This window comes from Staphylococcus sp. CoH_129_LAB_1 (genome assembly GCF_058191515.1).
The window spans coordinates 33,081-45,921 of the sequence record NZ_JBXWKZ010000017.1; the positions used below are offsets into that span (position 1 = coordinate 33,081).

Annotated in this window: 10 protein-coding genes, 1 pseudogene and 1 other annotated feature; of the genes and pseudogenes, 4 read left to right on the top strand and 7 right to left on the bottom strand. The window is 31.8% G+C overall.

From position 1 onward, the window contains the following. The 4 genes from AC2FB1_RS06660 to AC2FB1_RS06675 form a co-directional block, all read right to left on the bottom strand. On the bottom strand, positions 1-3,146 hold a 3,146-nt coding region (locus tag AC2FB1_RS06660), incomplete at its 3' end, for a SasC/FmtB family protein (protein WP_490674491.1). A 243-nt stretch (positions 3,147-3,389) separates the two neighbouring features. Continuing rightward, the gene (locus tag AC2FB1_RS06665) at positions 3,390-3,701 is read right to left on the bottom strand and encodes a rhodanese-like domain-containing protein (RefSeq protein ID WP_490674492.1); all 312 of its coding nucleotides are present in this window, start codon (positions 3,699-3,701) and stop codon (positions 3,390-3,392) included. A gap of 18 nt (positions 3,702-3,719) precedes the next feature. Further along, entirely contained in the window at positions 3,720-6,134 is a 2,415-nt protein-coding gene (gene leuS, locus AC2FB1_RS06670; protein WP_490674493.1) for a leucine--tRNA ligase, read from the bottom strand. Positions 6,135-6,180: 46 nt separating this feature from the next. Next, positions 6,181-6,371 (bottom strand) — a binding site (T-box leader). Between the two features lie 65 nt (positions 6,372-6,436). Next, on the bottom strand, positions 6,437-7,621 hold the full coding sequence (locus tag AC2FB1_RS06675) for an MDR family MFS transporter (RefSeq protein WP_490674494.1): 1,185 nt from the start codon (positions 7,619-7,621) through the stop codon (positions 6,437-6,439). Positions 7,622-7,731: 110 nt separating this feature from the next. Between AC2FB1_RS06675 and mnmL the strand changes: the two genes are divergently transcribed. Together mnmL and mnmM are read left to right on the top strand one after the other, a co-directional pair. Beyond that, positions 7,732-8,691: a tRNA modification radical SAM protein MnmL/YtqA gene (gene mnmL / locus AC2FB1_RS06680; protein WP_490674495.1), complete on the top strand. Its 960-nt coding sequence runs from the start codon at positions 7,732-7,734 to the stop codon at positions 8,689-8,691. Beyond that, on the top strand, positions 8,688-9,248 hold the full coding sequence (gene mnmM / locus AC2FB1_RS06685) for a tRNA 5-(aminomethyl)-2-thiouridylate-methyltransferase MnmM (protein WP_490674496.1): 561 nt from the start codon (positions 8,688-8,690) through the stop codon (positions 9,246-9,248). The genes mnmL and mnmM overlap by 4 nt, the downstream gene beginning before the upstream one ends. 75 nt (positions 9,249-9,323) lie before the next feature. Here the strand turns inward: mnmM and AC2FB1_RS06690 are convergent, their stop codons facing one another. The 3 genes and pseudogenes from AC2FB1_RS06690 to AC2FB1_RS06700 all read right to left on the bottom strand — a co-directional run bounded on the left by AC2FB1_RS06690 (position 9,324) and on the right by AC2FB1_RS06700 (position 11,257). Next, positions 9,324-9,695, bottom strand: coding sequence for a transcriptional regulator, SarA/Rot family (locus AC2FB1_RS06690; RefSeq protein WP_490674501.1), 372 nt, complete (start codon positions 9,693-9,695; stop codon positions 9,324-9,326). Between the two features lie 247 nt (positions 9,696-9,942). Continuing rightward, positions 9,943-10,124 (bottom strand): annotated as a pseudogene (locus tag AC2FB1_RS06695) (hypothetical protein); the annotation flags it as partial. Positions 10,125-10,429: 305 nt separating this feature from the next. Further along, on the bottom strand, positions 10,430-11,257 hold the full coding sequence (locus AC2FB1_RS06700; protein WP_490674497.1) for an alpha/beta fold hydrolase: 828 nt from the start codon (positions 11,255-11,257) through the stop codon (positions 10,430-10,432). Positions 11,258-11,466: 209 nt separating this feature from the next. Here AC2FB1_RS06700 and AC2FB1_RS06705 point away from each other — a divergent pair, with 209 nt between their 5' ends. Both AC2FB1_RS06705 and AC2FB1_RS06710 read left to right on the top strand, forming a co-directional pair. Next, positions 11,467-12,468: a proline dehydrogenase family protein gene (locus tag AC2FB1_RS06705; RefSeq protein ID WP_490674498.1), complete on the top strand. Its 1,002-nt coding sequence runs from the start codon at positions 11,467-11,469 to the stop codon at positions 12,466-12,468. Between the two features lie 211 nt (positions 12,469-12,679). Then, on the top strand, positions 12,680-12,841 hold a 162-nt coding region (locus AC2FB1_RS06710; protein ID WP_490674502.1), incomplete at its 3' end, for a helix-turn-helix domain-containing protein.

A 12,841-nucleotide genomic window follows, 5' to 3' on the forward strand; every position in this document is an offset into this window, starting at 1 on the left:
GCTTCTGTTACTGCTTGGTCTACTTTCGCTTTTGCAGCCTCTTTTTCTTCTGTTGTCGCATCTGGCGTTTGATCAATAGATGCTTTCTTAACTCTAGCTAAGTCATCAATTGCTTGTCTTGCTTCTGTTTTCTTGACTATTTCTGGTTGAATAGCATTTATGATAGTCAAGCCGTTTGTCTTTGCTTCATCAACGCCAGTATTTCTTGTCGCTTCGTTAATTTTTGCTTTTGCTTCCGTTACTGCTTGGTCAACTTTCGCTTTCGCAACTTCTTTTTCTTCTATTGTTGCATCTGGTGTCTGATCAATCGTTGCTTTTTTAATTCGAGCTACTTCATCGATTGTATCACTTGCATCTGATTTTTTAACTACATTCGGAATAACTGTATTAATCGCAGTTGTTCCCTCATTTTGTGCCTCATCTACCCCCGCATTAGTAGTTGCTTGATTAATATTAGTTTTTGCTTCTGTTACTAATTGATCTACCTTCGCTTTTGCTGCTTCTTTTTCTTCTAATGTTGCATCTTCAATTAAATCAATTGCTTGTTTTTTTGTAGTAGCTGCTTGATCAATTGCTTGCTCAGCAGTGTTTTTCTTTATTGGACGTGCTACAACATGTGATATTTCATCTACTTTGTTTTCTTTTAATGTTTCAATTTCATTATTATGACTTAGAGTGTTAATATTAGCTTTTGCTGTCGCTACTAAATTATCTATCTCAGCTTTAGCTGCATTCTTTTCTTCTAAAGTTGTATTATGATCGTTATCTATTTCAGCTTTTTTCACAGATGCTGCATTATCTAGTGCTATCCTAGCGTTTTGTCGAACAGTCGGAGTTATAGTTGCAGCCTTCACATTAGCTATACCAATTGTTTTTTGTTGAGCTACACCATTATTTGCTGTTTCATTCATAATATTTGTGGTAGCCTCTGACACTAAATTATCAACGATCCCTTTTGCAGCTTCTTTTTCTTCTACTGTTGCATCAGGATTATTTTCAAACTCAGTTTTTTTAGTATTTGCTCTTTCTGTTATTTCATCAATTGCTGCTTGCTTTACTGTTGGATTAAGATCAATCATTGTAATTTGATTAATTCCAGAATCTTTGTTTGTTGATACATCGTTTGAATTCATTGATTGATCAACAGTTGTATAACTAGATTGTAATGCTTGATTCACCTGTTCAATCGCAGTATTTTTTTCTTCAATTGTTGCTGTATCGTTACTCATAAAGAGAGCTCTTTTAGCTCTTGCAACTTTATCTAATGATAATTTAGCATGTGCTTTATCTAAGTTTAAATCGATACTATTAATCGTTGCTTGATCTTTCAATTCACTTACAGGCATATCATCTGTTTCTGCTAGGACTTCTTTAGCTTTTCTAAGCGCCTCTTGCATTGCTTCCCATACTTCAGGAGAATTATCATTTTGATCAAGGTTTGCTAAATCATCTTCAACTTCTGTTACTTTATCTTTCAAATGTTGCTTATACATTTTGACTGTAATGATTTGCTTATCTAACACAATATCTCCTTGTCGCATGGCAGAATCATTACTTACGAATTCATTATGTACACCATACCTTGCATAGTGATCACCATTATTTTTTCCAAAATCTTTAGAATCACTTAATCTATTCATATTTATACCATCTGTAACGTAAGTCAAATGTCCTAAGAATTCTTTTTCGATTGGTCGGTCAGTTGGTAAGGATAATCCTATAGAAATATTTTTACTTGCGCCTGCTTCAAGACGATCTATTTTAACTTTTAACTCTCTAGTCGCTGCATTAAATTTTCCTGTAGCATTTTTTGTAGAAACGTATGTCACATCTTCTGGTAAAACAATAGTATATTCAGTTTTATTTGAACTAGAATGTCCCCTGTTTTCAATTCTAAACCCTATTTCTTGATACACTCTATCAGCGCTTATAGACCCTGATTGTGCAAAGTAGTGTGTATTATTGACCGTTGCCGTTAAATATGCACCACTATTAACGGTAACATCAGCTAACACTCCACCTCCAAAGTTATTAGGACCTGTTAAAAGTCTATGTCCATTAGTCGAATCGGTACTGCGGTTTAATGCCGATTCAAATCTTATTCTTAATCGTGACACTGATTCTGGCACTTGAAATACGCCTAAAAAGTTACCAATTGGGTTCTGTAATATATCTGGAGTCCCTTTATATAAAAGGGAAGAAGGGTTATTAGCATCGTAAATATAAACCCTTGCACCGTTAATCCCCCATATATTGTTCATACTACTAGATATATAGTGTAATTGAATTTCTGATCCAGGAGTAACATCAACATCTTGATAGATTGATCCTACAGTAGGATCAGCTATACCTGGAACCTGGTTAAAATTACCATTATATTTTGACAGCACTGCACCAATTTTATTATTAGTTTTATCAAATATATAAGGATTATATGCAGGTAAGGATTTCGGACCCCAAATTAATGGAATTGTTGTTTGTTCATTACTACTTACATGCCAACCTGTGATCGTATTAGCACTATTCATTGATGATTCTAAATTTTTAGTAGGTAACGTCGCACCTTGTGATGTATCTGAAAATGTACCATTGATGATTTGACCTGAATTCTGTTCATTTACAGCCATTGGATCTGTATTAGTAGTGGTAGAATTAGGAGTATTATCTACTGAACGCTTCCCTCTTCTATGTGGCTGATTCTCATTTGTAGTTTCATTATGATTTACATTGCTAACCTGGTCATCAGGATTTTTTTGCTCATTATGATTTACATTGCTAACCTGGTCATCAGGATTTTTTTGCTCATTATGATTTACATTGCTTTCAGCGCTATTGGTTCCACTATTCACTCTATCTTCTTCATGAACATGATCAATTGCAGCGTTAGTTTCATTATTTCGACTATTTAGATTTGAATTAGATATATTTGTCGGTGTTATCGTTTCGCTATGTGGTTGTTCTGCATTAGTATTTTGATTATTGGTTGATGTACTTTCATTCACTTGTGATGCACTTGTATTTGCTTCCTCGTCATGAGTCGCTGCATGACCAGGATGGGATAAAAATACTAATGTAGCAATAAGGGTAGAAAATGTCCCCACACTAAATTTACGAATACTAAATTTTTGTTTTTTTAAAAAATTCATTATATTTCCTCCTTGATGTTCTCTCTTGATGTCGTTAGTTATAATGAACAAGTTTGAGGTATGTTGTAGTTATAACTATCATTGAAATACATTATATTCGTGCTTTAATATAATATCATAATAAAATTAAAATTACCACAACTAAATAATATTAAAATATTAAAATTATATTAAATTATAAAAAACGATGAAGACTCAAATCTTCACCGTTTTTCTGTATAATAATTTGTTATTTCTAAATCATTAAATACTATCTATTTCAATACCTTCATCGCCCCATGCACGCATGCCACCTTCAACATTCACTGCATGAATTCCTTCTTTTTCAAGATAATGTACGACTTTTTCACTGCGAACACCAGCAGCACAAACAATATAATACGTATCGTTTTTATTAAATTGATTTAAATGATCAGCTATTTGATCCATCGGAATTGTTTTAGCTCCAGGAATTGTGCCCATTGCTGTTTCTTCATCTGTGCGCACATCAATTATATTAACAGGATTAGAGTCTAATATTTTTTCTTTTAATTGATTTACTGTAATTGATTCCATTGTAAAACTCCTCTTTAATTATTTTGCAACAATATTCACTAATTTTTGAGGTACAGCGATAACTTTTTTAATCTCTTTACCTTCTATAGATAGTTTAACATTTTCATTTTGCAATGCTAACTCTTGCATTTCTTCTTTAGATAAGTCTTTAGGAATATTTAATTTCGCTCTTACTTTGCCATTGACTTGTACCACAATTTCAATTTCATCATCTACAAGTAATGACTCATTATAAGCTGGCCAAGGTTGGTACGTAATAGTTTCTTGATTACCTAAACGTTGCCATAATTCTTCACTAATATGTGGTGCGATAGGTGATAACATTTTTACAAATCCTTCAGCATAAGGTTTATAAATTTCATCTGCTTTATAGCAGTCATTAATAAATACCATCAATTGACTAATTGCTGTATTAAAGTTAAGTGAATCGAAATCTTCTGTCACTTTTTTAACTGTTTGGTTATATATTTTATCTAATGATGAATTATTATGTTCTACGACTTTATTGGTTAAGGAATCATCTTCGTTAATAAATAGTCTCCAAATACGATCTAAGAAACGTCTAGATCCATCTAAACCATTTTCACTCCAAGCAATCGCGGCATCTAATGGTCCCATAAACATTTCATATAAACGTAATGTATCTGCACCATGTGAAGCTACAATATCATCTGGATTAACCACATTACCCTTAGATTTGCTCATTTTTTCATTACCTTCACCAAGAATCATACCTTGGTTAAATAATTTTTGGAATGGTTCTTTAGTAGGTACAACACCTAAATCATATAATACTTTGTGCCAGAATCTTGAATAAAGTAAGTGAAGTACTGCATGTTCTACCCCACCAATATATAAATCAACAGGTAACCAGTGTTTTAATTTTTCTGGATCTGCTAACATATTTTCATTATGAGGATCAATATAACGTAAATAATACCAACAACTACCAGCCCATTGTGGCATTGTATTTGTTTCACGACGTCCTTTCATACCTGTTTTTTCATCAACGACATTTACAAACTCATCAATATTAGCTAGCGGTGATTCACCAGTGCCAGAAGGTTTAATTTCATCCGTTTCAGGAAGTAATAAAGGTAATTCATCTTCTGGTACAGTTGTCATTGTCCCATCCTCCCAATGAATCACTGGGATAGGTTCTCCCCAATAGCGTTGTCTGCTAAATAACCAGTCACGTAATTTGTAGTTCACTTTTTTCTCGCCGGCATGTTTATGCTCAAGTAAAGTAATCGCTTTAGTAATCGCTTCTTTATTATCTAAACCATCTAATTCGCCTGAATTGATATGTTTACCTTCGCCAGTATAAGCTTCTTCTTGTACATTTCCACCCTCTATCACTTCAATGATAGGTAAATTAAACTTCTTAGCAAATTCATGGTCACGTTCATCATGACCAGGTACTGCCATTACTGCACCTGTACCATAACTAGAGAGTACATAATCAGCAATCCAAATTGGTAGTTTTTCACCAGATAATGGATTAATGGCATAAGCACCAGTAAATACACCTGATTTATCTTTTGCTAAATCGGTACGCTCTAAATCTGATTTTTTTGAAGCTTCTTCTTGATATTGTTTAATCTCTTCTTTTTTATCGTCAGTGGTAATATCATTTACCAAAGCGTGTTCAGGACTAAGTACTAAGAATGTTGTACCATAAATAGTATCTGGACGTGTTGTAAATACATCAATAGTGTCATTAATATCTTCAACATTAAATGATACACGTGCACCTTCAGAACGACCAATCCAGTTTCTTTGCATATCTTTAATTGATTCAGGCCAATCTAATTCATCTAAATCTTCTAATAAACGATCGGCATACTCTGTGATTTTTAATACCCATTGTTTCATCGGACGTCTATATACAGGATGACCCCCACGTTCTGATACACCATCTACAACCTCTTCATTTGATAACACTGTACCAAGTGCCGGACACCAGTTTACTGCAACTTCATCTACATATGCGAGTCCTTTATTATAAAGCTGAATAAAAATCCATTGCGTCCATTTATAATATTCAGGATCTGTAGTGTTCACTTCTCGATCCCAATCATAACTAAAACCGAGCTCCTGAATTTGACGTTTAAATGTTTGAACATTCTTTTTAGTAAATTCTCTAGGATCATTCCCAGTATCTAGTGCGTACTGCTCAGCAGGTAATCCAAAGGCATCCCAACCCATTGGATGTAATACATTATATCCTTGCATACGTTTATAACGAGAAATAATATCCGTTGCAGTATATCCTTCTGGATGTCCTACGTGTAATCCCGCACCAGATGGATATGGAAACATGTCCAATGCATAGAATTTTTTTTGACCTAAATTATCACTCGCTTTGAATGTTTTATTTTCAGCCCAAAACTTTTGCCATTTCTTTTCAATTTCTTTGTGATTGTAACCCAAAGTATGTTCCTCCTAATAAAAATAAAACACCTCAAACTATTAATTAAACAGGGACGACTTTTGTAGCCGCGGTACCACCCTCATTCACATTTAGTATGTGCACTTTATAAATAGTAAGAGATGTTTTAAATTCAATTAATTAACGGTAAGTTCACTTAATTCTTAACGCTAGTTTACACCACCACTAGCTCTCTTTAGAAAAGTATTTAAGTTACTAGTCCAATACAGTTTAATATTATGAGATTCGTAACCTAATTGCAAGTGGTTCAGTACATTTTATATGTTTAATTTCAAGTTGTCTTTCAACGATTTTCATGTTGTGAATGTTTCGGTAGACCCTTATCAAAAATAGATAAGAAAAACATTCCTATTAATAAAAGAATTATCATTCCTATGAACATTGCACTCATATTGAATGTATCGACCAATATACCGCCGATTAGAGGACCAAATGCTTTCCCCACAGTTGATGCAGAATTTACTACACCCTGATATTGACCTTGCTTACCTTGTGGCGCTAAATAATTGGCAATCGTCGGTACTGCAGGCCATACAAACATTTCACCAAAAGTAAGAATTATCATTCCTATTAAAAAAACTGTAAATTGTTCTGCAAAACTTGTAACAAAGAATGACAACATAAAAATTAAAATACCAACAAACATTTGATATTTTAAGTTTCCTTTTAACAAACGAATGACAGGTCTAATTAATGGTTGTGCAACTAAAATCATAATTCCATTTACCGTCCACAATACACTATATTGAGACATTGAAATATTAATTTGTTGCGTAAATGAGGCTATTGTTGTTTCCCATTGAATGTATCCAATCCAACAAATACTAAACATTGCACATAATAATATTAAAGCTATAAAACGTTTTTTATTTTCTTTATTTTGTATATCTAGACTATCTGGTGATTTCACTTTAGCATGGTATTCTAAATTAAATTGCGTAAAGGCTACAATTCCAAATAATACGTACATGATTAAATTGGCTAAGAAGATAAAATTAAAGCTAAATTCAGCAACGAATCCTCCCATTGCAGCTCCGGCAGCAACACCTATGTTTTGAGCTAAGTAAATCGCATTAAAAGTTGTTCTGCCACCATTAGGCCAAACGGCACCAGCCATTGCGTAGATTGCTGGAACAATCATTCCCCCACCAAAACCAAGTAGCACTAACCAAACTGCATACCACGGCCATCCATGAAAGAAATTAAGTAATGTTGTACTAAGCAAACAAGTAATAGTACCTATCATGATTGTTCGGTAACCACCTAACTTATCGAACAACGTTCCACCTAGTAAGTTACCAACTACCATTCCAAAAGAATTAATCATTAGAACAATCCCAGAAATTGTCAAGCTTTTTCCTAATTCTTCTTTCATATAAATCGTATTTAAAGGCCATAAAAAGCTAGCGCCAGTTATATTGAGTGCCATTCCTATAACTAGCCACCATACTGATCTAGGTATATTCATAATTTTAAGTCCTCTCTTTATATTTTTATCGAACTATATTAAACACTATAACATTAAAATATGTTAAAATCTTTACTTAGAACTAAGTTAGATAGAAAGGATAATGTGTTATGGGTAACTATTTCCCGTATGCCTTTGAAAATAAACGATATCATACATGGAATTACCATTTAAAAAATAAATTCGGCCAGAAAATTTTTAAAGTTGCTTTAGATGGTGGATTTGACTGTCCAAATAGAGATGGCACTGTCGCACATGGCGGTTGTACATTTTGTTCAGCAGCTGGTAGCGGTGATTTTGCTGGAAATAGAGCTGATCCAATTGAAGTACAATTCCAACAAATAAAAGAACGAATGCACGAAAAATGGAGTGAAGGTAAGTACATTGCTTATTTCCAAGCATTTACTAATACCCATGCACCTGTAGAAGTTTTAAAAGAAAAATATGAACCTGTGTTAAAAGAAGAAGGTGTGGTTGGATTATCAATTGCTACACGTCCAGATTGTTTACCAGATGATGTTGTTGATTATTTAGCTGAATTAAATCAACGCACTTATTTATGGGTAGAACTTGGTCTTCAAACTGTTCATCAAAAAACGTCTGATTTAATTAATCGTGCTCACGATATGCAAACATATTACGAAGGTGTTGCTAAATTGCGTAAGCATAATATAAACGTATGTACACATATCATTAATGGCTTACCAGGTGAAGATTATAATATGATGATGGAAACAGCACGTGAAGTGGCACAAATGGATGTTCAAGGTATTAAAATCCATTTATTACACCTACTTAAAGGTACACCAATGGTCAAACAATATGAAAAAGGTATGCTTGAATTTATGACCCAAGAAGATTATACAAATTTAGTGTGTGATCAGCTTGAAATTCTTCCACCTGAAATGATTATTCATCGCATTACAGGCGATGGCCCAATAGATTTAATGGTTGGCCCAATGTGGAGTGTAAATAAATGGGAAGTACTAAATGAAATCGATAATGAGTTAGCTCGTCGTGATTCTTATCAAGGTAAATTCTATACATCAAATTCTATGGTGAATTCATGAAATTAGAACGTATTCTCCCGTTTGCTAAAACACTTATAAAACAACATATTAACGATGATAGTATAGTGATTGATGCTACATGTGGTAATGGTAATGATACATTATTTTTAGCGGAACAAGTACCTAATGGTAAAGTCATTGGTTTTGACATACAAAAAGAAGCTATTGAACATACAAAAGAAAAAATTGCCATGTTTAACCATGTCACATTAATACATGATGGACATGAAAATATCTTAAATTATATACCAAACGATCTTATTGGAAACGTGGATGCAGCTATTTTCAATTTGGGATATTTACCTACAGGTGATAAATCAATTGTTACTAAACCTGAAACAACCATTCAAGCGATTGAAAGTATTTTTAAATTATTAAGTACAGAAGGTATCATTGTTCTAGTGATTTATCATGGTCATGATGAAGGTCAGGTCGAAAGAGATGAGCTGTTAAAGTATCTAGAGCATTTTAATCAAAGTAAAGCACATATATTAAAATATCAATTTATTAATCAAGTCAATCATGCGCCATTTATATGTGCAATTGAAAAAAGATAAATTCAAGAACTCTCATAACTAACCCCTATAAATTAAAACATTTTAGTTTGTTTTAATTTATAGGGGTTTTTATAGTCAGACACTCATCAAAGAATTTAAACTATTTTCTAAAGACTCATATTTGCTTTTAATTGTCTTAGTAATAAAATCCAACAACTCATTTCTATATTTATTTTTATTTTCATTAAAATGTATAATAACCGTTCGTTCGTCATCGATTGGACGTTCTTTATAGATCCAATCATATTGAACTAAATTATTATACGTTCTTGTTCGTTTATATGATTTGATATTAACGTATTGATTCACTTCTTTTAATGTCATAGGACCCTTTTCCCATAATGTTAATAAAATAAGTACTTCTTCCTTATTTAAATTATAATTTTCATGAATAACTTTAAATATTGATTCTATATCCTTACATAATTCTTCTAATTTCAGTACCATGGATACTGTTTTTTTTATTTGCAATTTCACAGTAAATCCCTCCCCTAATATTTAAAGCTAAATATTTTAATAGTTATAATAAATATCTAAAATTCCCCTTAAACATAATTATTCACGATTTAAGAATAAATGTTTCTTAAAATTTTTATATTGAAAAACATCAATTGAATAAAAATCAAAATATTTTTAAAAACTTAATTTATTATATCAATAAAAATATACCAATTGTATATATTTACATCAACTTTTATATTATACGTCTAGTACCTAAGCAATTTAAAATAAAAAGAGTCTGGAACATAAAGTTTCTGGATAAATGAAAAAAGACAATTTCTATTGAAATAATATAGAAATTGTCTTTTTTATAAATTTTTGCTTATTTTCAACTCGTTGGGTTGTTAGTTTTCGTATATTGAGTACCATTAGTAAAGTAAGTTGAGTCATGTTATATTCTTGATATATAAGGAACCTAGTGAATTTAGTTTATTGGTATTTATTAATTTATGCGAAAGAGCCTTATTTTTTAAGTATTTCAATGTAAAATTACATATAAACAAAAAGTATTTTGGCGAAACTCTTGAGAGAACAGGACAGGCTGAAGCTGTCTCCTAAGAAAGCGAGCCAACAATACGTAGTATTGTAAATAAAGAAGCCAGTAAATAAATTTATAATACACTCATTTACTGGCTATTTTGCTAGGAATTATGTCCCGGCCTCTTTAAATAACTTTATTCTTATACTTCTTCGATTTCTTCATCTTTTACAATGAAGCCCATTGTATTCACACTGTTATTTAGAAACGTAAGTACATATCTCATAACCTGATCACGTTCTGGTTCATTATGTACTTCATGATAAAAGCCTTTCCATACTTTAAAATATAATTCATCAGTATTAAGCTGTTTTTTTAAAGCATCTATTGAAGATGTTTCTAAGATTTTGTCTTCTGTACCATACATTAATAAAGTGGGTAAAGGTTTGATATCTTTAATATGTTGCGATGTTTCTTTCATTGTTTCATTTATAATGTTAAACCATTTATATGATACTTTTTTTAACATTAATCCATCGTGTTGTGTTTCTTCAATCACTTCTGGATTTCGTGTTAGCTCATTATAGTCTATACCTAATTTAAACTTAGCGTCTTTTGAACTCTTTCCAATATTAGATATAAACATATTTTTACGTGTTTTATAATTTTTCTTTAATTCAAGCATTGGAGAAAGTAATAACATGCCTTCAATAGGTAGTTCAGTCTTTTCAAGTAGATTGAGAATAATTAAACTACCTAATCCAATGCCCATAACAAATGTTGGTAATTTATACTCGTTTGCAATTTTTATCCATTCAACTAACTCCTCGTGGTACATTTCAAATTGTTGTAGTTGTCCTTTATTAGATCGTGAAGTTTGACCTTGTCCAGGTAAATCACCCATAATAACGTGATAACCATTACGTCTTAACATCGTAATCACATAAGCATATCTACCAGTGTGTTCTAACATATTATGTACTATGACGATTACGCCTTTAGCGTCGTGTTCTGTTTCCCACTTCCACATATTTTTGAATCCTCTCTAATTGAATGTTTATCAAATGTATTATATCAAATTATCGCTTTAATTGTTGTTAAACAATATATAGATTTTTTATTTTTATGACTAATGAATTTAAAAGTAATAGAATCTATTAAATGAAAACGCTTTCTTAAATAATATGTTCATGATAAACTTATTATATAGATAGATACGAGTGGGATGGAGGAATAGATATGTCTTTATTCAAAAATTTTTTCATATCATTATCAAATAGCACATATTTAAATGAAGCCGCTAAAAAAATTGGTCCGACAATGGGTGCTGATAAAGTAGTTGCAGGTAATACTATAAAACAACTCATTGAGACGATTGAACGTTTAAATGAAAAACAAATTAATGTTACTGTAGATAATTTGGGAGAATTTGTTAATACTAAAGCAGTAGCGACTCAAGCTAAAAATGAGATTCTTGAGATAATGGAAGCTATTAATAAGTATCAAGTGAATGCACATATGTCTGTCAAAGTAAGTTCATTAGGTGGCGAATTTGATACTGAGTTAGCCTATCAAAATTTAAGAGAAATTCTATTAAAGGCTAATACTTATGATAATATGCATATTAATATTGATATGGAAAAATACAATAGCTTATCACAAACATTACAAATTTTAGATAGATTAAAAGGTGAATTTAGAAATATTGGTACAGTCATTCAAGGTTATCTTTATGAAGCAGAGGAATTAATTGATGAGTATCCAGAATTACGATTAAGACTTGTTAAAGGTGCTTATAAAGAAGATAATACGATTGCTTATCAAACTAAAGAAGATATAGACAAAAATTATATAAATATTATTGAAAAACGTTTGCTTAATGCAAAAAACTTTACGTCAATAGCAACACACGATGATAAAATCATTAATCATGTTAAACAATTTGCAAAAGATCATCATATTGAAAAAGATACTTTTGAATTTCAAATGTTGTATGGTTTTCGTAATGAATTAGCTGAAGAGATTGCTAGACAAGGATATCACTTTACCGTTTATGTACCATATGGCAATGACTGGTTTGGTTATTTCATGCGTCGACTTGCTGAGAGACCTCAAAACCTTGCCCTTGCCTACCAAGAATTTATTTCAACAGAAGCGCTTAAAAAAATTGGCTTAGTTGGCGGAATAACTTTAGGAACAATTACGCTAGTATCTGGTGTTACGAAACTATTTAAACATTAAAATGCAAAAGAGTGAAAGTCTTTTTGCTTGAGCCCCACCAGTATTGGAAAAAGCTTGATACAAAAATATTTTTAATTTAGTCATCGACTGTCAATAAAAAAAAGTCTGAGACACTTCACTCATAATGGCACTGAACCCAATGAGTGGGAATGATATAAAAACACTTTCGTTGAATTCATATTAAAATGAATCATGCGGAGGTGTTTTTTCTATGAAAAGAGTTTCTTATTCAGTAGAAACAAAGTATAAAACTGTTGAAATGAAAGCAGCAGGATTTTCAACAAAAGAAATTATGGAAGAATTAAATATTAGAAATAGAACACAAGTGGAAACTTGGTGGCGATGGTATCGAAATGGGGAAAGTTATAGATTT

What these genes read in the sequence shown, in the direction of transcription:
- AC2FB1_RS06665 (WP_490674492.1), bottom strand. Translation starts at nt 3,701, where the DNA reads ATGGAATCAATTACAGTAAATCAATTAAAAGAAAAAATATTAGACTCT.
- AC2FB1_RS06675 (WP_490674494.1), bottom strand. Translation starts at nt 7,621, where the DNA reads ATGAATATACCTAGATCAGTATGGTGGCTAGTTATAGGAATGGCACTC.
- mnmL (WP_490674495.1), top strand. Translation starts at nt 7,732, where the DNA reads ATGGGTAACTATTTCCCGTATGCCTTTGAAAATAAACGATATCATACA.
- mnmM (WP_490674496.1), top strand. Translation starts at nt 8,688, where the DNA reads ATGAAATTAGAACGTATTCTCCCGTTTGCTAAAACACTTATAAAACAA.
- AC2FB1_RS06690 (WP_490674501.1), bottom strand. Translation starts at nt 9,695, where the DNA reads ATGGTACTGAAATTAGAAGAATTATGTAAGGATATAGAATCAATATTT.
- AC2FB1_RS06700 (WP_490674497.1), bottom strand. Translation starts at nt 11,257, where the DNA reads ATGTGGAAGTGGGAAACAGAACACGACGCTAAAGGCGTAATCGTCATA.
- AC2FB1_RS06705 (WP_490674498.1), top strand. Translation starts at nt 11,467, where the DNA reads ATGTCTTTATTCAAAAATTTTTTCATATCATTATCAAATAGCACATAT.